This is a genomic window from Stenotrophomonas sp. YJH_SMC_120, from assembly GCF_059368675.1.
The window spans coordinates 30,013-53,925 of record NZ_JCAFRY010000003.1; the positions used below are offsets into that span (position 1 = coordinate 30,013).

Sequence of the window (23,913 nt, forward strand, 5' to 3'; positions counted from 1 at the left end):
CCTGACGTTGCGCGCGCGGGCCGCTGGTCTCGCCAACCATCATGGTTGTCCACGCCACGGCGCACCGGCCGAGTATGTTGACGTGGACGATTCCTGCAAAGGAATCCGGCTACTCCCCAAGGGGACGCGAAGCTTAGCATCGCGATTCGCGCGTGGCGCATTTCCAGCGAAACGCGCAGGCACGGCTGGTTTGTATAGCGAAGGCTATATCGCGGGCGCAGCGGTGCCTGGTAGTGCCGGCCGCTGGCCGGCATGCGCAACGGCGAGAGCGTGCCAAGCAAGCTTGGCACCTACCGAAGCGGTTTCGGGTGATTTCAGGGGCTGAAGGCGATTGCCGGCCAGCGGCCGGCACTACCGTCAGTCTTCTTCCGGCGGCAGCACGATGGCGTCGTCGTCGATCGCCAGCTTGCCGGCCATCAGCACGGCCTGGGTGCGGTTGGTCACGCCCAGCTTGCGCAGGATGGCGGTGACGTGGGCCTTGATCGTCGCTTCGGAGACGTTGAGGTCGTAAGCGATCTGCTTGTTCAAGCGGCCTGCGCCCAGCATCTGCAACACACGGAACTGTTGCGGGGTCAGCTCGCGCAGTCGCTGGCCGACTTCGCGTTCCTCGCGCTCGGTGGGCGGCACGTTGTGCGCTTCCGGCGGCGCCCAGGTCTCGCCATCGAGGATGGTGCCCAGTGCGTGGCCGATGGTGTCCGAATCCGCAGACTTCGGAATGAAGCCCAGCGCGCCGTGGTCGAGCGCGCGGCGCATCACCGTCGCCTCTTCGCGCGCGGACACCACTACCACCGGCAGGTGCGGATGCAGCGAGCGCATGTGCACCAGTGCATTGAAACCCTGCGCACCGGGCATGTTGAGATCCATCAGGACCAGGTCGGCGTCGTTGTGCTGGTCGGCCAGCGCGTACAGCGCTTCCACGCTGTCTGCCTCGAACAGCTGCACGCCGGGGATGACCCGCTGCACGGCGCCGCGCAGGGCTTCGCGGAACAGCGGGTGGTCATCGGCAATCAGGAGGGTGGTCATGGTCGGGGGGAACCGTGAGGGAAAGCAGATGGGGTCAGAGCCCTTTCCTTGCGGAAAGGGATCCGACCCTGGTCGTACGTCAGCGCACCTTGCGTTCGTCCACCAGCGACGCCACCACCGACGGATCGGCCAGGGTCGAGGTGTCGCCAAGCTGGTCGGGCGCGTTCTCGGCGATCTTGCGCAGGATGCGGCGCATGATCTTGCCCGAGCGGGTCTTCGGCAGGCCCGGTGCCCACTGCAGGTGGTCGGGCGTGGCGATCGGGCCGATCTCCTTGCGCACCCAGGCAATCAGCTGCTTGTGCAGCTCATCGCTCGGTGCCTCTTCGGCCACCAGGGTGACGTAGGCGTAGATGCCCTGGCCCTTGACGTCGTGCGGGAAGCCGACCACGGCCGCCTCGGCCACCTTCGGGTGCGAAACCAGCGCGCTTTCCACTTCGGCGGTGCCGATGCGGTGGCCGGACACGTTGATCACATCGTCGACGCGGCCGGTGATCCAGTAGTAGCCGTCCTCGTCGCGTCGGCAACCGTCGCCGGTGAAGTAGCTGCCCGGGTAGGTACGGAAATACGTATCGATGAAACGCTGGTGGTCGCCGTACACCGTGCGCATCTGGCCCGGCCAGGAATCGCGGATGATCAGGTTGCCCTCGGTCGGGCCGTCCTGGATCTCGCCATCGGCATTGACCAGCGCCGGCTGCACGCCGAAGAAGGGCAGGGTGGCCGACCCCGGCTTGAGATCCATCGCGCCGGCCAGCGGCGAGATCAGGATGCCGCCGGTTTCGGTCTGCCACCAGGTATCGACGATCGGGCAGCGGCTGTCGCCAACCACCTCGTAGTACCAGCGCCAGGCTTCCGGATTGATCGGCTCGCCGACGCTGCCGAGCAGGCGCAGCGAGGCGCGCGAGGTCTTCTTCACCGGCTCCTCGCCTTCGCGCATCAGCGCGCGGATGGCGGTCGGGGCGGTGTAGAAGATGGTCACCTTGTGCTTGTCGATGACGTTCCAGAAACGCGAGGTGTCCGGGTAGTTCGGCACGCCTTCGAACATCAGCGAGGTCGCGCCGTTGGCCAGCGGCCCGTACACGATGTAGCTGTGGCCGGTGACCCAGCCGACGTCGGCGGTGCACCAGTAGATGTCGTCCTCGCGCAGGTCGAACACCGCTTCATGGGTGTAGGCCGCGTACAGCAGGTAACCGCCGGTGGTGTGCAGCACGCCCTTCGGCTTGCCAGTGGAACCGGAGGTGTAGAGGATGAACAGCGGGTCTTCCGCGTTCATGCGTTCCGGTTCGCAGGTGGCCGGCTGGCTGTCCACCACATCGTGGAACCAGCGGTCGCGCGGGGCCTGCATGTCCACCGCACCGCCGGTGTGCCGCACCACCAGCACGGTTTCCACGGTATTGGTGCCCGGCAGCTTCAGCGCGGCATCAACGTTGGCCTTCAGCGGAATCCTGCGGCCACCGCGCAGGCCCTCGTCGGCGGTGATGATCAGCTTGCTCTGGCAGTCGCTGACGCGGTCGGCGATCGAGTTCGGCGCGAAGCCACCGAACACCACCGAGTGGATCGCACCGATGCGCGCGCAGGCAAGCATGGCCACGGCGGCGTCGACGATCATCGGCAGGTAGATGGTGACGCGGTCGCCCTTCTTGACGCCGAGATTGCGCAGTGCATTGCCGAGGCGGCAGGTGCGCTCGTACAGCTCGCGGTAGGTCACGTGCTGGGCCGGTGCATCCGGGCCGTCCGGCTCGAACAGCAGGGCGGTCTTGTCGCCGCGCGTTTCCAGCTGGCGATCCAGGCAGTTCACGCTGGCATTGAGCTCGCCATCTTCGAACCACTTGATGTGGAAGTCGGACAGGTCGTAGCTGACGTTCTTGATCCTGGTCGGCTTGCGCATCCATTGCAGGCGCTCGGCGGCCTTGCCCCAGAAACCATCCGGGTCGGTCACCGACGCCTGGTACTGCTGTTCGTACGACGTCTTGTCGATGCGTGCCTTGGCGGCGAACTGCGGATCGACGGGGTAGATATCAGCCATGGCACCCTCACTTGCACGTTGACTTTGTATGTGCGGTCGCAGCATCGCAGCGACCGATCCCCCTCAGTTTGCCCCATCCACCCCCGGCCGCGTCACCACCCTGGTTAGACCATGGTCGAAAGTGAGCGCCCAGCAGGGCCGGGTTCGACCAATGGCGAATAGCCGCTATACATAATCGCCCCGCAGTCTCGGCTCGACCGTGCCCCACGCGCGGCATCACCTTGCCACTTGGGAGAGAGGGCAACATGAGCCACCGTACGTTGAAAGCCGTGCGCACACCTTTGGCGGCCTGCCTGTTGGTCGCCCTGGTCGCACCGGGCATGGCGTTCGCTGAGACCGCCAAAGAGAAGGCACTGGAAGCACGCGTTGCCGAACTGGAACGCCAGGTCCAGCTGCTGCTGTCTTCGCAGCAACAACAACAGACCCAGATCAGCCAGACCCAGCAGGCGGTGACCGAAGTGCGCACGGTGCAGGCCGGGCAGAAGCCGGTTGCTTCGGTGCCGGCCGGCAAGCAGCCGATCCAGGTCACCACCATCACCCCGGGCGCCGCGCCGGGTACCACGGTCAAGATCGGCGGCTTCATCAAGGCCGACTTCCTGGCCACCCAGACCAGCGATGGCCAGCTGGCCGACGACGCCACCGGCCGCTCGCTGTACCTGCCGGGCCAGACCCCGGTGGAAGGCGCCGGCGGCAGCGGCAAGCGTTCGGGCACCGACTTCAACGCCCATGCCAAGTTCTCGCGATTCAACCTGGGCATCGACAACGTGAGCGAATCGGGCAACAAGGCCGGTGCGTTCTTCGAGATGGACTTCTTCGGCAACTCGCTGGGCAACCAGACCGCCACCAATACCTACGGTGTGACCCTGCGCCACGCCTACATGTACTGGAACAACTGGATGGCAGGCCAGACCTGGTCCAACTTCATGGACGCGGCCGCGCTGCCCGAAGCGGTCGACTTCGTCGGGCCCACCGACGGCGTGATCTTCGTGCGCCAGGCCCAGGTGCGCTACACCCAGGGTGGCTTCAGCGTCGCGCTGGAAAACCCGGAAACCACCACCCTTACCGGTACCCGCAACCCGGTCACCGGCGCCTGGACCAACACCAGCGCCAACTCCGACCGTGGCAGCCTGCCTGACCTGACCCTGCGCTATGGCTGGAAGGGTGACTGGGGCACCTTCGGTGTCGGCGGCATCGTCCGTCAGCTGAAGGTCGACAACCAGGCCACCGGCGCCAAGGCCGACAAGGTGGCTGGCGGCCTGACCCTGGGCGGCAAATGGGTGATGGGCGACAGCGATTCGCTGCACTACCAGCTGACCGGCGGCGAAGGCATCGCCCGCTACATCGGTCTGGGCATCACCGCCGACAGCGCCTATGACGTGGCCCGCGACGAGCTCAACCCGACCGGCGTGCTGGCCGGCTACGTGGGCTGGCGGCATGCGTTCTCGCCGAAGCTGCGCACCAACCTGATCTATGCGCGCAGCGACTACGACAACGACAGCATCCTGGGCCCGCTGGTGACCAAGAGCGTGCAGAGCATCCGCGGCAACATCTTCTACTCGCCGCTGCCCAAGGTCGATATCGGCGCCGAGCTGATGTACGGCCGTCGCGAAGTGGAGAACGGCAACAAGGGTGACATCACCCGATTGCAGTTCACTACGAAGTACAGCTTCTAAGAGCGTGCCGGCCAGCGGCCGGCACCTACCGAGATTGAATGCCGACCAAGGTCGGCATCTACAGAGGGAAAACGTCCCATGTCCAGCACTGCATCCAGCCCGCACAATGCGGCGGGCACCCTGACCAAGGGCCACAAGAAGGTCATCTTCGCATCGAGCCTCGGCACGGTGTTCGAGTGGTATGACTTCTTCCTGTACGGCTCGCTCGCGGCCATCATCGCCAAGCAGTTCTTCAGTGGCGTCAATGAAACCACGGGCATGATCTTCGCCCTGCTGGCGTTTGCCGCCGGCTTCTTCGTGCGTCCGTTCGGCGCGGCCTTCTTCGGCAGCCTCGGCGACCGCATCGGCCGCAAGTACACCTTCCTGGTCACCATCCTGATCATGGGCATCTCGACCTTCCTGGTCGGCGTGCTGCCCAACTACGCCTCGATCGGTTTCGCCGCACCGGTGATCCTGATCATCCTGCGCCTGGCCCAGGGCCTGGCGATGGGCGGCGAGTACGGCGGTGCCGCCACCTACGTGGCCGAGCACGCGCCGGACGACAAGCGTGGCCTGTACACCAGCTTCATCCAGTGCACCGCCACGCTCGGCCTGTTCCTGTCGCTTCTGATCATCCTGGCCTGCCGCATGACGCTGGGCAACGAGGCCTTCGAAGCCTGGGGCTGGCGCATTCCGTTCCTGGTCTCGATCCTGCTGCTGGGCATTTCGGTATGGATCCGCCTGCAGCTGAGCGAATCGCCGCTGTTCCAGCAGATGAAGGCTGAAGGCAAGGGCTCCAAGACCCCGTTCCGCGACAGCCTGAAGGGCGGCAACCTGAAGCTGATGCTGCTGGTCCTGCTCGGTGCAGCGGCTGGCCAGGCCGTGGTCTGGTACGGCGGACAGTTCTACGCGCTGTTCTTCCTCAGCAGCATGCTGAAGGTCGATGCCACCACCTCCTACCTGCTGATCGCCGCAGCGCTGGCACTGGGCACGCCGTTCTTCATCTTCTTCGGCTGGCTGTCCGACCGCATCGGCCGCAAGAAGATCATCCTGGCCGGCTGCCTGCTGGCGGCCATCACCTACATCCCGATCTTCAAGGGCCTGACCCACTTCGCCAACCCGGCCATCGAAGAAGCCCGCAGCAGCTCGCCGGCCCTGGTCGTGGCCGATCCGGCTACCTGCTCGTTCCAGTTCGATCCGGTTGGCCTGCGCAAGTTCACCAGCTCCTGCGACGTGGCCACCGCCGCACTGACCAAGGCTGGTGTGCCGTACGACGTGCAGCCCGCCGCCGCCGGTTCGCTGGCGATGGTGAACGTGGGCAGCGCCAGCGTCACCTCGTATGAGGCCGCCGGCCTGACCAAGGAAGAAGGCAAGGCCAAGGCTGACGCGTTCGGTGCGGAACTGAAGACCGCCCTGACCACTGCCGGCTACCCGGCCAAGGCCGATGGCGCCCGCATCAACATCGCCGGCACCATCTTCATGCTGTGGCTGCTGGTGCTGTACGTGACCATGGTCTACGGCCCGATCGCCGCCTACCTGGTCGAACTGTTCCCGACCCGCATCCGCTACACCTCGATGTCGCTGCCGTACCACATCGGCAACGGCTGGTTCGGTGGCTTCCTGCCGGCGATCTCGTTCGCGCTGGTGGCCGGTACCGGCAACCTCTACTACGGCCTGTGGTACCCCATCATCATCGCGCTGATGTCGGTGGTGATCGGCGGCCTGTTCCTGCGTGAGACCAAGGACGTGGATATCACCAAGTAACCGGTGTGCCGACCAACGGTCGGCACCCACCGGGTTTCAAGGGCCGCGGTGCAGACCGCGGCCTTTCTGTTTGTGGGGCGTGCCCACTCGGCTCGCAATCCGGTAATGCCGGCCGCTGGCCGGCAACCTCATGAATCTCCGCGGACATGAAGCCCTTGCCGGCCAGCGGCCGACACTACCTTTGCGTCGCGCAGCACCCCGTATAGTCGACCCATGACCACCACCGCCCCAGCCGACCTCCCCGCCATCCTGCACACCCTGCGCAGTGCCTGGCAGTCGCAGCGGCCCACGCTCGACCAGCGCGAAGCCGACCTCCGCCGCCTGCGCGAGGCGCTGAAACCGCGCCTGGACGAGATGGCCCAGGCCATCGCCGAGGACTTCGGCCACCGTGCCCACGTTGAATCGAAACTGGCCGATGGCATGAGCGTGCTGTCGGCCATCGACCACCTGCGCCGCCACCTGCGGCGCTGGTCGAAGCCGCAGCGGGCATCGGCGGGCTGGAAGCTGTGGCCGGCGCGCGCGCAGCTGCGGCCGACGCCGCTGGGCGTGGTCGGGGTGATCTCGCCCTGGAACTATCCGGTCACGCTGGCGCTGGTGCCGCTGGCCACCGCGATTGCCGCCGGCAACCACGTATTGCTGAAGCCTTCGGAACACACTCCGCGCACCAGCGCGTTCCTGGCCGATCTGCTGGCCAGCGTGTTCCCGCCCGATCGGGTGGCGGTGGTGCAGGGTGGGGCGGACGTGGCGGCGGCGGTGTCCTCGCTGCCGCTGGACCATCTGTTGTTCACCGGTTCGACGGCGGTCGGCCGCAAGGTGATGGCCGCCGCGGCTGAGCATCTGGTACCGGTCACGCTGGAACTGGGCGGCAAGTCGCCGGCCATCGTCTGCCGTGATTTCCCGTTGGATAAAGCCGCCGCGCGGCTGGCCACCGGCAAGTGGTTCAACGCGGGCCAGACCTGCATCGCGCCGGATTATGTGCTGATCGATACGGTCCGCCAGCGCGAGTTCGTACAGGCGCTGCAGCAGCAGGTGCGCGAGCGCTATGGCGACTTCAGCGATGCCGACGACTACACCCGCATCATCAATGAAGGCCAGTACCGGCGCCTGCAGGGCTACCTGGCACAGGCGCGGCAACGCGGGGTGCCGGTGATTCCGCTGGCGCAGGTGGACGACGCGCGCGCCGACCGCGAGCGCCTGCTGGTGCCGACCGTGGTGCTGGACCCGCCGGACGACCTGGACCTGATGCGCGAGGAGATCTTCGGGCCGATCCTGCCGGTGCGGGCCTATCCGGACCTGGAGGCGGCGCTGGCCGACGTGTTGTCCCGCGACCGGCCGCTGGCGCTGTATCCCTTCAGCCACGATACGGCGACGGTGGAGCGCATCCTCGGCCAGGTGGTGGCCGGCGGGGTGACGGTGAACGACACGCTGCTGCACTTCGCCGCCGATGGCCTGCCGTTTGGCGGGGTCGGGGCCAGCGGCATGGGCGCGTACCATGGCCGGGCCGGGTTCGATGCGATGAGCAAGCGGCTGCCGGTACTGTGGCAGTCGCGCTGGGCCGCCAGCGACCGGCTGCGCCCGCCGTACTCGAAGATTGCGGGGTTGTTGAAGCTGCTGCTTCGGTAGTGCCGGCCGCTGGCCGGCAACTGCGGGGTCTTGCCGACGGTTCATGGGGTTGCCGGCCAGCGGCCGGCACTACCGGCGGGTGCCCACCTGGGGTGGCACGCGTGCCAAGCGCACCCGGGTAGAATGCCCGCATGAAGATCGCCTCGTGGAACGTCAATTCGCTCAATGTCCGCCTGCCGCACCTGGAGCAGTGGCTCAGGGAGTTCGGCCCGGACATCGTCGGTATCCAGGAAACCAAGCTGGAGGACCACAAGTTCCCTGATTCTGCGCTGATCGCCGCCGGCTACCGCAGCGTGTTCGCCGGCCAGAAGACCTACAACGGCGTGGCGCTGCTGTCGCGTGAGCCGGCGCAGGACGTGCAGATCGGCATTCCCGGCTTCGAGGACGAACAGAAGCGCGTCATTGCCGGTACCTTCGGCGACCTGCGGGTGATCAACCTGTACGTGGTCAATGGCCAGGACATCGGCACCGACAAGTACGACTACAAGCTGCGCTGGCTGGAAGCGGTGCATGCCTGGATCGCCGAAGAACTGCAGCGGCATCCGAAGCTGATCGTGATGGGTGACTTCAACATCGCCCCGGACGCGCGCGATGTGCACGATCCGGAGGTGTGGAACGACAACCACATCCTGACCTCCACCGCCGAGCGCGGCGCGCTCAACAAGCTGCTGCAGCTGGGCCTGCACGATGGCTTCCGCCTGCACAACGACGAGGCGGGCACCTTCAGCTGGTGGGATTACCGTGCCGCCGGCTTCCGCCGCAACCTGGGCCTGCGCATCGACCTGACCCTGGTCTCCGACGCGTTGAAGGGCAGCGCGGTGGCCTCGGGCATCGACCGCGAGCCGCGCACCTGGGAACGCCCGAGCGACCATGCGCCGGCCTGGGTGCAGATCGGTTGAACGAACAGGGCCCGACGATTGCCGGGCCCGTTCTGGAACATCTGCCGGCCAGTGGCCGGCACTACCCTCAGATCACCGTATGCTCTTGCGGGTGAACAGGTTGACGATCGCCAGCAGGATCACCGCGCCGATCAGCGAGAACAGGAAGGTGCGGATGGTGATCGCTTCGTTGATGCCGCCGCCGAACAGCCAGCCGGAAATCAGCGCGCCGACGATGCCGACCACGATGTTGAGGATGATGCCCTGCTGGGCATCGCGCTTCATGATGATGCTGGCCAGCCAGCCTACGATGCCGCCGACGATCAGCCAGATGATGATGCCCATGATCGAACCTCCGGTGGGGAACTGTGACCAGTTGACGCGCAGGGCTGTGAACCCGTCGTGCAATTGCGTGACGGGCGCGTGCGGATGAGCCTGCCAGCCACCCTCGACGGCCCGTGGCGCTTCGGTCCGGTAACGGTCTGGCGGCGTCCGCACGTGCCGGGCCAGCGCGGTGAACCGCAGGCCCGGCAGGTACTGGCGCAGGCGCTGGGCACCGATCCGCAGACGCTGCCACTGGTCCGTGACGACAAGGGCCGGCCGGAGCTGAGCGGCCCGTTGGCCCACTACGGGACCGGCTGGAGCCACAGCGGTGAGGTGCTGCTGGTGGCGCTGGGCGAAGGCGTGCGGCTGGGCGTGGACCTGGAACTGCTGCGGCCGCGGCCGCGTCTTCTGGAAATCGTGCGGCGCTTCTTCCACCCGCAGGAGGTGGCCTGGCTGGAACGCCTGGACGAGGCCGACCGCGAGCACTGGTTCTTCCGCGTATGGTGCGTCAAGGAGGCGATCCTGAAGGCGCACGGGCAGGGCATCTCGTTCGGGCTGCACCGCCTGCAGCTGGCGCCGGGGGCCGATGGCGCCCTGCACCTGCGCTGGTGCGACCCGGAGCTGGGCGAGGCCGCGCGCTGGCACCTGCACGAATGGCAGGCCACCGGCCAGTTCCGTGCGGCGTTGGCCTGGTATCCGCACTGAAGCGGGGAATCAGTGCGCAAAACCGGCGATAATGGCGGCATGAGCGAACACCCACTTCCCGCCAGCGTGGCTGCCACGCTGGAACAGGGCCTGGCCAGCATGGGCCTGGACGCCGCGCTGGCGCCGCCGCTGCTGCGCTACCTGGCCCTGCTGCACCGCTGGAACGGCACCTACAACCTCACCGCCATCCGCGACCCGCAGGAGATGGTTACCCGCCACCTGCTCGATTCGCTGGCGATGCAGCCGTTCGTGGCTGATGGCAGCCTGGCCGACCTCGGTACCGGCCCCGGGTTGCCCGGCATCCCGCTGGCGATCGCCTGCCCGGGCCTGCAGGTCACCCTGGTGGAGAGCAACGGCAAGAAGGCGCGCTTCATGCGCGAGGCCGTGCGCCAGCTCGGCCTGGGCAACGCCCGCGTGGCCGAATCGCGGGCCGAAGCGCTGGACGAGGCCGGTCGTTACGACCAGCTGACCGCGCGCGCAATGGATACCCTGGCCGGCATCGTCCGTGTCGGTGGCCATCTGCTGCGCCCCGGTGGCGTGCTGCTGGCCATGAAGGGTGTCTACCCGCATGAGGAGATCGCGGAACTGCCGGCTGGCTGGCAGGTGCGTGAGGTGACCCCGCTGAGCGTGCCCGGCCTGGCCGGCGAACGCCACCTGGTCACCGTTACAGGTCCCTGATTCCCGCCGCCAGCCCTTTGTGGAACAACGGGTTGGCGATCCACGATTTCCGCAAGGGGCCGGTTGTACGCATAATGACCGGTCCCAACCATCCGTCGACGAGGCACACCCGCATGGCCCGCATCATCGCCATCGCCAACCAGAAGGGTGGCGTCGGCAAGACCACGACCGCCGTCAACCTGGCCGCTTCCCTGGCCAACGCACCCAAGCGCGTGCTGTTGGTCGACCTGGACTCGCAGGGCAACGCGACCATGGGCAGCGGCGTGGACAAGCGTGAGCTGGCGGCCTCCACCTGCGATCTGCTGCTGGGCGAGAACAGCGCCGCCGATGTGCGCGTGCAGACCGCCGAAGGCTACGACCTGCTGCCGGGCAACATCGACCTGACCGCCGCCGAGATCCAGCTGATGGGCCAGAGCGAGCGCGAGCAGCGCCTGAAGCGCGCATTGGCGCCGATCCGCGACGAGTACGACTACATCCTGATCGATTGCCCGCCGGCGTTGTCGCTGCTGACGCTCAACGCGCTGGCCGCCGCCGATTCGGTGATCGTGCCGATGCAGTGCGAGTACTACGCACTGGAAGGCCTGAGTGCGCTGGTGGAAACCATCGAAGCGCTGCGCACCAGCCTGAACCCGGCGCTGGAGATCGAAGGCGTGCTGCGCACCATGTTCGACGTGCGCAACAACCTGGCCAACGCAGTGTCGGCCGAGCTCACCGAGCACTTCGGCGACCGCGTGTTCCGCACCATCGTGCCGCGCAACGTGCGCCTGGCCGAGGCGCCCAGCCATGGCCAGAGCATCGTCGGCTACGACCGCGCCTCGCGCGGTGGCGTGGCCTACCTGGGCCTGGCCGGCGAGATCATCCGCCGCAACAACGAACGCAACAAGGCCGCCAAGGCCGTGGAGACCGTCTGATGACCAGCAGCAAGCCGGCAGCCAAGAAGCGAGGCCTCGGCCGTGGCCTGGACGCGCTGCTGGGCCCGAAAGGCGCGGTCAGCCAGGTGCAGGCCACCGCTGCGGTGATCGAACCGCTGCCGGGTGAAGTGCTGCGCAAGTTGCCGGTCGGCCAGCTGCAGCCGGGCAAGTACCAGCCGCGCCGCGAGATGGACGAGGGCAAGCTTTCCGAGCTGGCCGACTCGATCAAGTCGCAGGGCGTGATCCAGCCGATCCTGGTGCGCCAGCTGCCGGCAGGCAACTACGAAATCGTCGCCGGTGAGCGCCGCTGGCGCGCATCGCAGCTGGCCGGCCTGGACGAAGTGCCGGTGGTGGTGCGCGAGCTGGAAGACCGCACCGTCATCGCGATGGCGCTGATCGAGAACATCCAGCGCGAAGACCTCAATCCGCTGGAAGAAGCCGAGGCGCTGCAGCGCCTGATCAGCGAGTTCACCCTGACCCATGCCGAGGCCGCCGAGGCCGTCGGCCGCTCGCGCGCGGCGGTGTCCAACCTGCTGCGCCTGCTGGAGCTGCCGGTGGCGATCCGGCTGCTGCTGGAAACCCGCCGCCTGGAAATGGGCCACGCCCGCGCGCTGCTGACCCTGGCTCCTGAGCTGGCTGGCAAGCTGGCGCAGGAAGCGGCCGATGAAGGCTGGTCGGTGCGCGAGGTCGAGCGCCGTGCGCAGGCCTTCGCCGCCGGCAAGGTGCCGAGCAACCGCCCGGTGGCGACGCCGAAGGTGCAGCAGGCCGACATCGCCTCGCTGGAAACCGAACTGTCCGAAGCACTGGGTGCCAAGGTGGCGATCAACCACGGCCGGGGCGGCAAGGGCAAGCTGATCATCCACTACACCGATCTGGATACCCTGGACGGCGTGCTGGAAAAGCTGCGTACGCGCCAGGGCTGAGCCCGGCGCAGCGCCAGGGGGTGCGGCCTGTTCCCGCCGCGTCCTGCAGATGACAGGGAACGCACCGCCGCGCGTGCCGGGGATGCACTGCTCTCCGGTCCGTGGCCTCATCCAGGGAACAGGACATGAGCAACGAATACGAGGACGTCAGCCCGGACGGCACCCAGATACTGGTACATCGCCGCGAAAAGGACTTCGTGCCCGCCATCGGCGAAGAACAGCACATCGAGGCGATCAGCGCCCACCTCGAACGCCATCTGGGCCCGGTGTCCGGTGTCTTCCACGAGATCATCTCCGACCTGGTGCACATCGACGTGCACGTGGTGCCGGCCAATGACCACTGCCCGTACCTGCGCCTGGTCACCTCCGGCATGAGCGACCTGCCGATGACCGTGCCCGCCGAGGTGGACGCGGACGTGCCGCGCTACATGGAACTGATGGTGACCCTGCCGGCCGACTGGCCGATCTCCCAGGACGCCTTCGAGGACGAGCGCAATTACTGGCCGGTGCGCCTGCTGAAGGGCATGGCACGGTTGCCGCACGAGTACGACACCAGGCTGGGCTTCGGCCACACCATTCCCAACGGCCATCCCAGCGAGCCCTACGCGCCGGGCGTGGGTTTCGATGGTGCCATCGTGCTGTCGCCGGTGACCGCCCCGGAGGACTTCGCCACGCTGGCGCTGGAGGACGGCAGGACCATCAGCTTCATGAGCCTGGTTCCGCTGTACCCGGAAGAGATGGACCTGAAGCTGAAGAAGGGCGCCGAGGCGCTGCTCGACCGCTTCGATGCGAAGAACATCCAGGACGTGATCGAACCCGGCCGCATCAACGTGGCGAAGAAGCGTTTCGGATTGTTCTGAGACCGGTAACATCAGGGGCCTGAATTTCGTTTCCAGGCCCCTGTCATGACCATCCTGCTCACCGGCGCTGCCGGCTTCATCGGTGCCTACACCGCCCGCGCGCTGCTGGAGGCCGGCCAGCCCGTGGTGGGCCTGGACAACTTCAACGACTACTACGACCCGCAGATCAAGCGCGACCGCGTGGCCGCGCTGTGCCCGGCGCTGGACCTGCGCACCCTGGACCTGACCGACCAGCAGGGCCTGGCGGCACTGTTCGACGAGGTGAAGCCGACTGCGGTGATCCATCTGGCCGCGCAGGCCGGCGTGCGCTATTCGCTGGAAAACCCGCACGCCTACGTCGACAGCAACCTGGTCGGCTTCGTCAACATGCTCGAACTGTGCCGTCACCGTGGCGTGCAGCACCTGGTGTATGCCTCCAGCAGCTCGGTCTACGGTGATTCGGCCACGCCACCGTTCTCCGAGGACCAGCGCGTGGACCAGCCGCGCTCGCTGTACGCGGCGACCAAGGCGGCCAACGAGCTGATGGCCTACACCTACGCACAGCTGTACGGCCTGCATGCCACCGGCCTGCGCTTCTTCACCGTGTATGGCCCGTGGGGCCGGCCGGACATGGCACCGCTGCTGTTCTCGCGCGCGGTGCTGGCCGGGCGGCCGATCGACGTGTTCAACGAGGGCCGCATGCAGCGGGATTTCACACATGTCTCCGACATCGTGTCGGGTATCCTCGGCGCGCTCGCGCATCCGGCCGATGGTCCGGTACCGCACCGGGTGTTCAACCTCGGCAACCATACGCCGGTCGAGCTGGAGCGCTTCATCAGCGTGATCGAGCAGGCCGCCGGTCGCCCCGCGCAGAAGGTCTACAAGCCGATGCAGCCGGGCGACATGGTGCGCACGATGGCCGATACCCGGCGCGCCCATGACGCATTCGGCTTCGACGCGGTGACCCCGATCGAAGAAGGGTTGCCCCCCGTCGTGCAGTGGTGCCGCGAGTATTTTGGCGACCGCGCCTGAGGTAGGATCCTCACACAGCCGGATTCATCTTCGGATAACCTCGGCTTCGGAGAATGCGCGGTCTTTGTCCCCCTTTGGCCGAGTGCCTTATGAGCCAACCCGAGCTTTCCGTTGTCGTCCCGGTGTTCAACGAACGCGACAACGTCGCCCCGCTGGTTGCCGAAATCACCGCTGCACTGCGTGGCCGGCTGCCGTTCGAGATCATCTACATCGACGATCACTCGCGCGATGACACCCTGGCGGTGCTGCAGGGGCTGAAGGCGACCACGCCGGAACTGCGGGTGCTGCACCATGTGAACCAGAGCGGGCAGAGCACCGCCGTGCGCACCGGCGTCAAGCACGCACGTGCGCCGTGGATCGCGACCCTGGATGGCGATGGCCAGAACGATCCGGCCGACATTCCCAAGCTGCTGGCCGCGCGCGAGGCCGCCGAGGCGCAGGTGAAGCTGTTCGCCGGCTGGCGGGTCAACCGCCAGGACAGCGGCAGCAAGCGCTGGGCCAGCAAGTGGGCCAACGCCATCCGCGCACGCATGCTGCGCGACGATACGCCCGATACCGGCTGCGGCATCAAGCTGTTCGAGCGCAGCGCGTTCCTCGACCTGCCGTACTTCGACCACATGCACCGCTACCTGCCCGCGCTGATGCAGCGTGCCGGCTGGAAGACCACCAGCGTGCCGGTCAACCACCGCCACCGTACCGCCGGCGTGTCCAAGTACAACAACCTGGGCCGTGCACTGGTCGGCATCCGTGACCTGCGCGGCGTGGCGTGGCTGATCACCCGCAGCAAGCGCACCGCAGTGGAGGAGCGTTGATGGATCTGGAGCTGCACTGGCTCGACCAGCCGCTGACCTGGTTGTACTGGACCGGCCTGCATGTGACCGGCTGGAAGCTGATCGGCTATACCGGCGCGCTGATGTTTGGCGGCCGCTGGCTGGTCCAGTTCATCGCGTCCAAGCGTGCGGGCAAGCCGGTGATCCCGCGCCTGTTCTGGTACATGAGCGTGGTCGGCAGCCTGATGACGCTGAGCTACTTCCTGTTCTCGGCCAAGCAGGACTCGGTGGGCGTGCTGCAGAACCTGTTCCCGGCGTTCACCGCGCTGTACAGCCTGCAGCTGGACATCAAGCACCGGGGCTGGAAGCGGGACAAGGCCAGTCACTGAGGCCCCGGGTTCGGATCCCCGACGCATCCACGCATGGCGTGGATCTACTGCATGTTCGGCGGCCGGTTCCCGGCCCTGCCTGCCGTGGGTAGAGTCGACTGTCAGTCGACTTTCGCGCGGAGCGCGGACTTTGCCACGTCTGGCGGAAGAGCAGCCGACTGACAGTCGGCTCTACCACGCGCCTTCGGCGCTGGGGCCCCGGCCTGCGGTCGGTTCCCGGTCCTGCCTGCGCTGCAGGCAGGACCTTCGTCCCATGCCACGGGCCGTGGGCGGTGCCATCATCGGGGTCTGCCTTCCCGGGAACCTGTGCTCGTGAAAACCCGTCTTGCCGTTGCCCTGCTGATTGCCCTGTCCGCGCCCGCCGTGGCCCTTGCCGTGCCCCCTGCCACCGCCGCACCGGCCAGCGTGGCCACCGAATCGCCCGCCGATGCCGCCTTCCGCGCGCTGTACGAGAAGGAATGGAAGTGGCGCCAGCAGGGCGGCGGTGAGGCCAGCGAGGACGAAGACGCGCCGGCCAATGCCACCCGCATGCCCGATGTCGGCCCGGCCGCGCAGCAGGCGCGCCTGAAGGTGTGGGACGAGACCCTCGCCGCGCTGAAGAAGATCGACCCGAAGACCCTGTCGCCCGACAACCAGGTCAACTACGCGATCTACCACGACCAGGTGTTCAACCTGGCCGAAGAGACGCGCCTGCGCGGCTACGAGATGCCGTTCAACGCCGACTCCTCGTTCTGGTCCAACCTGTCCTTCATGGCCCGGCGCGAGATGAAGACCGTGCAGGACTACCAGAACTACATCGCACGGCTGAACGATGTGCCGCGTTACTTCGGCCAGCAGACCGAGAACATGCGTGCCGGCCTGAAGCGTGGCTTCAGCGTGCCGCGTGCCGTGCTCGATGGCCGCGAAGTGTCCATCGCCACCGTCGCCGAGCTGAAGGACCCGACCGGATCGCCGTTGTACGCGCCGTTCAAGAAGCTGCCCACCACCATCCCGGCCGCCGAGCAGGCCAAGCTGCAGGCGCAGGCGCGTGAAGCGATCAGCGGCAAGGTGGTGCCGGCGTTCCAGCAGCTGCGCACCTTCTTCGTCAAGGAGTACGTGCCGCAGGCGCGCACCACCCTGGCCGCCGAAGCGATGCCTGATGGCAAGGCGTACTACAAGCAGCAGATCCACGAATACACCACGCTGGACCTGTCGCCGGACGAGATCCATCGCATCGGCCTGGATGAAGTCGCACGCATCCAGAAGGAAATGAACGACATCATCAAGCAGGTGAAGTTCAAGGGCAGCTTCGCCGAGTTCCTGACCTTCCTGCGTACCGATCCGCAGTTCTATGCCAAGACGCCGGAAGAGCTGCTGTCGCGTGCCGCGTGGATCTCCAAGCGGGCGGACGGCCAGCTCGGCAAGTACATGACGCTGCCGCGCGCGCGCTTCACCATCGTGCCGGTGCCGCCGGATATCGCGCCGTTCTGGACCGCCGGCCGTGGTGGCATGGGCACCTACTGGCTCAATACCTACAACCTGCCGTCGCGCCCGCTGTACAACCTGCCGGCACTGACGCTGCATGAGTCCGATCCGGGCCACGCGCTGCAGGGCGCGATCGCCGCCGAACAGAAGAACCTGCCCGAGTTCCGCCGCAACGCCTACATCTCCGCCTATGGCGAAGGCTGGGCGCTGTACTGCGAGAAGCTGGGCGTGGAGATGAGCATCTACGAAACCCCCTACGAGGATTTCGGCCGCCTGACCTATGAGATGTGGCGCGCCACGCGCCTGGTGATCGACACCGGCGTGCACAGCAAGGGCTGGACCCGCGAGCAGGCGCTGGCCTACCTGCGTGACCACACCGCGCTGAGCGAGCATGAAGTGACCACCGAAGTGGACCGCTACATTTCCTGGCCGGGCCAGGCGCTGAGCTACAAGCTGGGCGAGATCGCCATCGTGCGCCTGCGCGCGCAGGCCGAGAAGGAACTGGGCGACAAGTTCGACATCAAGGGCTTCCACGACACCCTGCTCAAGCAGGGCTCGGTGCCGCTGCCGGTGCTGGAACAGCAGATCCAGGCCTACATCGCCGAACGCAAGAAGGCCTGACCGTTACCGGGTAGTGCCGGCCGCTGGCCGGCAACCTGCACGCACCGCGATCGTTCGACATTGCCGGCCAGCGGCAGGCACTACCTCGGACCGGGAAACGGGGTCGGATCACAGGATCCGACCCCGTGGTCTTTCACCCCACCGCCCGCGGCTTGGCTACCCGCGCCGCGAAGGTCGGCAGCACCAGCAGGGTCAGCACGGTGGCGGTGATCAAGCCACCGATCACCACCGTCGCCAACGGCTTCTGCACTTCCGCACCGGAACCGCTGGCAATCGCCATCGGAATGAAGCCGACGATCGCCACCAGCGCCGTGGTCAGCACCGCGCGGATGCGGCTGGAGGCACCGTTGATCGCTGCCTGCAGCGGCAGGTCACCGGCATCCAGGCGTTCGCGGATCGCCTGCATCAGCACCAGGCCGTTCAAGGTCGCCACGCCGGAGACGGCGATGAAGCCGACCGCCGCCGACACCGAGAACGGCATGCCACGCAGCAGCAGTGCGAGGATGCCGCCGACCAGCGCCAACGGTACGCAGCTGAACACCAGAATGGCTTCCTTGCCGCTGCGCAGGGCCATGAACAGCAGGCTGCCGATCAGCAGGAACACCACCGGCACCACCGTTGCCAGTCGCTTCTCCGCGCGCTGCAGGTTCTCGAACTGACCGCCCCAGGTCAGGTACGCACCCGGCGGCAGCGCCACGTCTGCCACCGCCGCCTGTGCTTCCCCCACGAAGCCGCCCAGATCACGGCCACGCACGTTGGCCTGCACTACCACGCGGCGGCTGCCGTTGTTGCGGCTGATCTGGTTCGGTCCTTCGCTGACCGTGATGCGCGCGACCGACGACAGCGGAATCACCAGCCCCGAAGGCGTGGCGATCGGCAGCGAGGCCAGCTGGTCCGGATCGTTGCGCGAGGCATCGTCCAGGCGCACCACCACGTTGAAGCGGCGATCACCTTCGAAGATCTTGCCGGCCGCGGTGCCGCCAATGCCGGTGGACAGTGCATCACTGACGTCTGCGGCAGTCAGGCCGTACTGCGCCGCCGCCACGTGGTCGATCGCCACGTTGAGCGTAGGCAGGCCGGAGATCTGTTCCACCCGCACGTCGGCCGCGCCGTTCACCGCACGCAGCTTCAGCGCCACCTGGTTGGCCACCTTCTGCAGCTGGCTGAAGTCATCGCCGAAGATCATCACCGCCAGGTCGGTACGCACGCCGGAGATCAGCTCGTTGAAGCGCAGTTCGATCGGCTGGCTGAACTCGAAGCTGTTGCCCAGCTGCTGCCCGGCCAGTTTCTCGAAGCGTGCCACCAGTGCTTCCTTGTCCAGCTTCGGATCGGGCCAGTCCTTGCGCGGCTTCAGCACGATCACGCTGTCGGAGATGTTGGTCGGCATCGGGTCGATGGCCGCCTCGGCGGTACCGGTACGCGAGAACACGGTCTCCACTTCCGGCTGCGTGGCGATCGCCTTTTCCAGTGCCAGCTGCATCGCCAGCGACTGCTCCAGCGAGGTCGACGGCACGCGCAGGGCCTGCATCGCCACGTTGCCTTCGTCCAGCGTCGGCATGAACTCGCGGCCCAGCAGCGAGAACGCGCCGATGCCCACCACCACCATCATCACCGCAGCTGCCAGCACCGTGCGCGGATGCGCCACGGCCTTGCGCACCACCGGTTCGATGCGTGCACGCAGCACGCGGATCAGCTTGGTCTCGTGCTCGCCATCTTCGGCATGCGTATCGCCGTCCTTCAGCTTCGGCTCGCGCACCAGCAGCGCGGCCATCGCCGGAACGAAGGTGAAGGAGAACAGGAAGGCACCGACCAGGGCCAGCATGAAGGTCGCCGCCATCGGGTGGAAGGTCTTGCCCTCCACACCTTCCAGCGTGAGGATCGGCGCGAACACCAGCAGGATGATCAGCTGGCCGAAGGCCGCAGGGCGCGCCATCTTCATCGCCGAATCGGCGGCCACGCGCAGCCGCTCCATTGCGGTCAACGCACGGCCCAGTTCGGCGCGGCGCTGGCCCAGCATCAGCAGCGTCGACTCGACCACGATCACCGCACCGTCCACCAGGATGCCGAAGTCCAGCGCACCCAGGCTCATCAGGTTGCCGCTGATGCCGAAGCGGTTCATGCCGATCACTGCGAACAGGAACGACAGTGGAATCACCAGCGCGGTGATCGTTGCTGCACGCAGGTTGCCCAGCAGCAGGAACAGCACCACCACCACCAGCAGCGCGCCCTCGGTGAGGTTCCTGGCCACGGTCTTGATGGTGGAATTGACCAGCACGCTGCGGTCCAGCACCGGCGCGGCCACGATGTCGGCCGGCAGCGATTTGTTCACCTGTTCCAGGCGCGCCGCAGCTGCCTGCGCCACGGTGCGGCTGTTGCCGCCGGCAATCATCAGCGCGGTACCCAGCACGGCTTCATGGCCGTTGCGGCTGGCCGCACCCAGGCGCGGCGCGCGGCTCAGTTCCACCGTGGCCACATCGGCCACGCGCACCACCACGCCATTGCGGGTCGCCACCGGGGCCTGTGCCAGATCCTCGGTGGTCAGCGCCAGGCCATCGGCACGCACCACCAGGCCTTCGCCGGCGCGCTGCACGAAACCGGCACCGGCCTGCACGTTGGAACGCTGCAGGGCGGTGACGAGATCGGCCAGGCCGAGGCCGTGCGCGGCCAGCCGGGCGCTGTCCGGATGCACGCCATATTCCTTGACGTAGCCACCGACCGTATCGACGCCGGCCAGCCCCGGGCTGGAACGCATCTGCGGCGCGATGATCCAGTCCTGCACGGTACGCAGGTAGGTGGCACGTTCTTCCGGCGTGCGCAGCAGATTGCCTTCCGGCGTGCGGTAGACCTCGCCGGCCTGCCAGCCGGCTTCACCCGGCTTGGCCAGCCTGGCCGGATCGAACGCGGTGAAGTCCACGGTCCACATCAGCACCTCGCCAAGGCCGGTGGTAACCGGCGACAGCATCGGCGACGCGCCATCGGGCAGGTCTTCCGACGCTTCGCGCATGCGCTCGGCTACCTGCTGGCGGGCGAAGTAGATGTCCGTGGCATCGGTGAAGATCGCGGTGACCTGCGAGAAGCCATTGCGTGACAGCGAACGCGTGGTGGTCAGGCCGGGAATGCCGGCCAGCGCGGTTTCCAGCGGGTAGGTCACCTGCCGCTCGATCTGCTCCGGGGTCAGCGCCGGCGCCACCGTGTTGATCTGCACCTGGCGGTTGGTGATGTCCGGCACCGCGTCGATCGGCAGCTTGCCGAGCTGGAACAGGCCCACGGCGGCGATCAGCGCGGCCATGAACACCACCAGCCAGCGGTGGCGCACCGCTGTTTCAATGATCAGCTTGAACATGGTCGCCTCCTCAGTGGCCGTGCTCGGCTTCGCCCTTGGCCAGTTCGGCCTTGAGCAGGAAGGCGTTGGCACCGACGATGCGTTCGTTGCCGGTCAGCCCACCGAGGATCTCGATACGGTCGCCGGCGCGACGCCCGGCCAGGACCGGCTGCGCCTTGAAGCCGCCTTCGACGGCGACGAACACCACACTGCTGCCATCGACGTTCTGCACTGCATCGGCCGGGACGCTGAGCGAGCCGTCCTGACCTTCGGTGACCACCACGGCCGACACCGGCGAACCGGCCGGCGGCAGCGACGCATCCACCGGCGTGGCACGGATGACCGCGACGCCGCCCTGCTGGCGCACATCGGCAGCCGAACCGGTGACGGTGGCGGTGAAGCTGCCACCCGGCACGCTGACTTCCAGCTTCATGCCGGGCGTGACCTGCGCGGCCAGCGCCGGCGGTGCGGTGAACACCAGCTCGTTCATCGTCGGGTCGGCGACGTCGGCCACCGCGCTGCCGGCGGCGACCACGCCGCCCGGCGTGACCTGCACGTTGCCGACGATGCCGGCCACCGGGCTGGTGATGCGCACGCGACCGCTGGCATCGGGCGCACCGTTGGCGGCGGCCTGGGCCTGCGCGGCAGCAGCCTGGGCCTGTGCCGCCAGCGAACGTGCACGGGAGGCTTCCATCTCCTGGCGGGCGACCACGCCCTGGTCGACCAGCGCCTTGTCGCGGCCATAGGCCAGCCGCGCGGCTTCGGCTTCGGCCGCTGCGGCCAGCGCATTGGCGCGGAACACCGCCGCTTCGCCGCTGACCACGATCGCCAGTGCCTGGTTCTGCTTCACCGCGGTGCCCGGTGCGACCAGAACGCGTTCGACGCGGCCGGTCACGGTCGACGCCACCGAGGCGCGTGCACCGACCGACGGTTCGACCCGGCCGGACAGGCGCGTGGAGCCACCGCCACCGCGACCGATCGCGACCACTTCGATACCGGAGGCCTTGATCTGCTCCGGGGTCAGCTGCACCACGCCTTCGTCGGCGTCAGCAGGTGCCTTCGCGGTTTCTGCCTTGGCTTCCTTGCTGCCGGCGGCATGGCCGTGGCCATCGTCGGTGCCGGCCTTGGCCGCAGCGGGGTTTTCATTGGCAGGCGTCTGCGCGTTGCCGGCGCAGCCAGCCAGCAGGACGGTCAGCAGTACGCCGCCGATCAGCGGGAAAGTACGGGAGAGAGTCATGGAGCCTCCACAAAGGGTGCGCGCCCTTCCAGGCGGGCAAGATCGATTTCCGCGGCGACGCGCGACAGGCGCGCATCCACGGCGGTGCCGCGGGCGGCGATGAGGGCGCTGCGCGTGCTGCGCAGTTCCAGCTGCGAGATGCGTCCGGCGTCGAAGCCAATGCGGGCCAGGCGATACGCCTCTTCGGCGGCGACCACGCTTTCATCGGCGGCGCGGGTACGGCTGCTGGCGGCCTTCAACCCGGCCACCGCAGAGAGGCGCTCGGCCTCGCTGTCGCGGCGCTGCTGGTCCAGGCGCGCTTCGGCCGCGCGCTGGTCGGCATTGGCGGCGCGGATGCCACCGCGGTTGCGGTCGAACAGCGGGATGCTGAGGCTGACCCCGAGGTTGTAGGCACGCTCGCCGCCTTCGCGGAAGCGGGTCTGCGCGGCGGTGACACTGAGGTCGGGCAGGGCACGCTTGCGCTCCACCTCGACCAGCTTGCCCGCCGCATCGGCTTCGGCTTCGGCGATGCGCACCGCCAGTGCCACGTCGGTGGCGCCACGCGGTAGCGGCGGCGCACGGTCGAGCAGGCTGTCGTTGATCGACTGCACCGGTGCATCCAGCAGTGCAGCACCGGCCAGGCGGGCCAGCGCGGCATCGCGGAACGCCTGCGCTTCATCCAGCGCGGCGCTGGCGTTGGCCACCTCGCTCTGCGCCTGCACCGCACGCAGCTGCGGTTCGCGGCCCTGCTTGACCAACGCGTTGACGGCGTTGGCGTCAGCGCGGGTGAGGGTCAGTGCTTCTTCGGCCAGGGTGTAGCGGCGCAGTGCACTTTCCGCCTGTGCGTAGACCACCGCCAGCTGGCTGGCCACGTCGCTGCGGCTTTGGGCACCACGCAGGTTGGCCGCCTGGGCTTCGGCCCGGGCCGCACGGACGCGCGCGCCACGCTGGCCCCAGACCTCCAGCGGCTGGGACAAGGTGAGCACGGTATCGGCCTTGCCCATGCCGCCATAGGAGCCGGTGCCCCAGGCGTTTTCGGCGGAGTAGGAAAGGGAAGGGTTGGGCAACGCACGGGCCTGGTCGGCGCGCGCGTCGGCGGCCTCGGCCAGCGCCGTACCCACGCGGGTGCCGGGCAGCTGGTCCAGGCGTTCAAGCAGGCTGTCGTAGGAAGGGGCGGCTTGTGCCGACGCCTGCATTGCCGGGGCCAGGCCCAGCAGCACGGCGACGACCAGCCCGGCCGCGCGCGGCGACCGAGGTGTCAGGATCGACATAGGGGGATTCCGGTTGTGAGTGAAACGGGAGCCCGCGATTGCGGGACGCGCTCAACTCACGCCCGGGGGGGACGCGTCAATTCATCCTGGGCGACCGCATAGGTCGCCACGTCGCCGGCATTCATCCAGCGCGCCGGCAGTGGCGCACCGAAGGCGGCGAGGGTGCTGGCCGGCAGGCTCAGATTGGAGTGATGGCAGTGGTTGTGGCCACAGGCACCGACATGCTTGCCGTCGGTATCGCCATCGGCATCCGGTGCGGTCTCAACATGCACCGTGCTGGCGTGCGGTTCCACCGTGCAGGCCAGTGCGTCGGCCACCGGCACGACCACGAATGCCGCCATCAGCAGCATCAGCAGGTACGAGCGAAGGTGGCGGGCGATCCGGCGCATGGAAGGGAGGCTAGCAAGCGGTTTTCGCCGGATACAATATCAATGGCCGCTTCGGGAATACGTCGGAATCTCCCGTTCAGGTGGGCCGGGCGCGGG

Annotated in this window: 20 protein-coding genes and 1 riboswitch; of the genes, 13 read left to right on the forward strand and 7 right to left on the reverse strand. The window is 67.5% G+C overall.

Annotated elements, in window-relative coordinates:
* Window positions 1–34 precede the first annotated feature (34 nt).
* Window positions 35–124: riboswitch (yybP-ykoY riboswitch) on the reverse strand.
* Between the two features lie 233 nt (window positions 125–357).
* A complete protein-coding gene (locus tag AC5P60_RS06180; protein WP_005411662.1) occupies window positions 358–1,023 on the reverse strand; it encodes a response regulator transcription factor in 666 nt (221 codons plus the stop codon).
* Between the two features lie 79 nt (window positions 1,024–1,102).
* Window positions 1,103–3,046 (reverse strand): acetate--CoA ligase, encoded by a 1,944-nt coding sequence (gene acs / locus AC5P60_RS06185; RefSeq protein ID WP_483693424.1) that lies wholly within the window; start codon window positions 3,044–3,046, stop codon window positions 1,103–1,105.
* Window positions 3,047–3,291: 245 nt separating this feature from the next.
* Between acs and AC5P60_RS06190 the strand changes: the two genes are divergently transcribed.
* The 4 genes from AC5P60_RS06190 to xth all read left to right on the forward strand — a co-directional run bounded on the left by AC5P60_RS06190 (window position 3,292) and on the right by xth (window position 8,984).
* The gene (locus AC5P60_RS06190) at window positions 3,292–4,719 is read left to right on the forward strand and encodes a DcaP family trimeric outer membrane transporter (RefSeq protein ID WP_005411660.1); all 1,428 of its coding nucleotides are present in this window, start codon (window positions 3,292–3,294) and stop codon (window positions 4,717–4,719) included.
* Window positions 4,720–4,797: 78 nt separating this feature from the next.
* Window positions 4,798–6,462 (forward strand): MFS transporter, encoded by a 1,665-nt coding sequence (locus AC5P60_RS06195; RefSeq protein WP_033835354.1) that lies wholly within the window; start codon window positions 4,798–4,800, stop codon window positions 6,460–6,462.
* 213 nt (window positions 6,463–6,675) lie between these two features.
* A complete protein-coding gene (locus AC5P60_RS06200; RefSeq protein ID WP_483693423.1) occupies window positions 6,676–8,085 on the forward strand; it encodes a coniferyl aldehyde dehydrogenase in 1,410 nt (469 codons plus the stop codon).
* Between the two features lie 131 nt (window positions 8,086–8,216).
* The gene (gene xth, locus AC5P60_RS06205; protein WP_033835352.1) at window positions 8,217–8,984 is read left to right on the forward strand and encodes an exodeoxyribonuclease III; all 768 of its coding nucleotides are present in this window, start codon (window positions 8,217–8,219) and stop codon (window positions 8,982–8,984) included.
* Between the two features lie 72 nt (window positions 8,985–9,056).
* Here the strand turns inward: xth and AC5P60_RS06210 are convergent, their stop codons facing one another.
* The gene (locus AC5P60_RS06210) at window positions 9,057–9,308 is read right to left on the reverse strand and encodes a GlsB/YeaQ/YmgE family stress response membrane protein (protein WP_005411656.1); all 252 of its coding nucleotides are present in this window, start codon (window positions 9,306–9,308) and stop codon (window positions 9,057–9,059) included.
* An 84-nt stretch (window positions 9,309–9,392) separates the two neighbouring features.
* Here AC5P60_RS06210 and AC5P60_RS06215 point away from each other — a divergent pair, with 84 nt between their 5' ends.
* From AC5P60_RS06215 to AC5P60_RS06255, 9 genes are all read left to right on the forward strand, one after another.
* A complete protein-coding gene (locus AC5P60_RS06215) occupies window positions 9,393–9,992 on the forward strand; it encodes a 4'-phosphopantetheinyl transferase family protein (RefSeq protein WP_033835351.1) in 600 nt (199 codons plus the stop codon).
* Window positions 9,993–10,031: 39 nt separating this feature from the next.
* Window positions 10,032–10,670 carry a 16S rRNA (guanine(527)-N(7))-methyltransferase RsmG gene (gene rsmG, locus AC5P60_RS06220; protein ID WP_012481632.1) on the forward strand — a complete coding sequence of 213 codons (639 nt, stop codon included), beginning with the start codon at window positions 10,032–10,034 and terminating at the stop codon, window positions 10,668–10,670.
* 113 nt (window positions 10,671–10,783) lie between these two features.
* The gene (locus tag AC5P60_RS06225) at window positions 10,784–11,581 is read left to right on the forward strand and encodes a ParA family protein (protein ID WP_005411653.1); all 798 of its coding nucleotides are present in this window, start codon (window positions 10,784–10,786) and stop codon (window positions 11,579–11,581) included.
* The gene (locus AC5P60_RS06230; protein WP_033835350.1) at window positions 11,581–12,504 is read left to right on the forward strand and encodes a ParB/RepB/Spo0J family partition protein; all 924 of its coding nucleotides are present in this window, start codon (window positions 11,581–11,583) and stop codon (window positions 12,502–12,504) included. Before AC5P60_RS06225 ends, AC5P60_RS06230 begins: the two co-directional genes overlap by 1 nt.
* 125 nt (window positions 12,505–12,629) lie before the next feature.
* Window positions 12,630–13,364, forward strand: a complete 735-nt coding sequence (locus tag AC5P60_RS06235) for a suppressor of fused domain protein (protein WP_495201712.1) — start codon at window positions 12,630–12,632, stop codon at window positions 13,362–13,364.
* 45 nt (window positions 13,365–13,409) lie between these two features.
* Window positions 13,410–14,375, forward strand: coding sequence for an NAD-dependent epimerase/dehydratase family protein (locus AC5P60_RS06240; protein WP_005411650.1), 966 nt, complete (start codon window positions 13,410–13,412; stop codon window positions 14,373–14,375).
* Between the two features lie 89 nt (window positions 14,376–14,464).
* Entirely contained in the window at window positions 14,465–15,187 is a 723-nt protein-coding gene (locus tag AC5P60_RS06245) for a glycosyltransferase family 2 protein (protein ID WP_483693420.1), read from the forward strand.
* The gene (locus AC5P60_RS06250; RefSeq protein WP_005414908.1) at window positions 15,187–15,534 is read left to right on the forward strand and encodes a lipid-A-disaccharide synthase N-terminal domain-containing protein; all 348 of its coding nucleotides are present in this window, start codon (window positions 15,187–15,189) and stop codon (window positions 15,532–15,534) included. The genes AC5P60_RS06245 and AC5P60_RS06250 overlap by 1 nt, the downstream gene beginning before the upstream one ends.
* 312 nt (window positions 15,535–15,846) lie before the next feature.
* The gene (locus AC5P60_RS06255; RefSeq protein ID WP_483693419.1) at window positions 15,847–17,619 is read left to right on the forward strand and encodes a DUF885 domain-containing protein; all 1,773 of its coding nucleotides are present in this window, start codon (window positions 15,847–15,849) and stop codon (window positions 17,617–17,619) included.
* A gap of 133 nt (window positions 17,620–17,752) precedes the next feature.
* On the opposite strand, the gene AC5P60_RS06260 is transcribed toward AC5P60_RS06255, so the two are convergent.
* From AC5P60_RS06260 to AC5P60_RS06275, 4 genes are read right to left on the reverse strand one after another with little or no spacing between them, the layout of a single operon-like run.
* A complete protein-coding gene (locus AC5P60_RS06260) occupies window positions 17,753–20,962 on the reverse strand; it encodes an efflux RND transporter permease subunit (protein WP_483693418.1) in 3,210 nt (1,069 codons plus the stop codon).
* 10 nt (window positions 20,963–20,972) lie between these two features.
* Window positions 20,973–22,178 (reverse strand): efflux RND transporter periplasmic adaptor subunit, encoded by a 1,206-nt coding sequence (locus AC5P60_RS06265; protein ID WP_483693417.1) that lies wholly within the window; start codon window positions 22,176–22,178, stop codon window positions 20,973–20,975.
* Window positions 22,175–23,428, reverse strand: coding sequence for a TolC family protein (locus AC5P60_RS06270; protein WP_483693416.1), 1,254 nt, complete (start codon window positions 23,426–23,428; stop codon window positions 22,175–22,177). The genes AC5P60_RS06265 and AC5P60_RS06270 overlap by 4 nt, the downstream gene beginning before the upstream one ends.
* A 56-nt stretch (window positions 23,429–23,484) precedes the next feature.
* Window positions 23,485–23,817, reverse strand: coding sequence for a hypothetical protein (locus tag AC5P60_RS06275; protein WP_033835343.1), 333 nt, complete (start codon window positions 23,815–23,817; stop codon window positions 23,485–23,487).
* Window positions 23,818–23,913 lie beyond the last annotated feature (96 nt).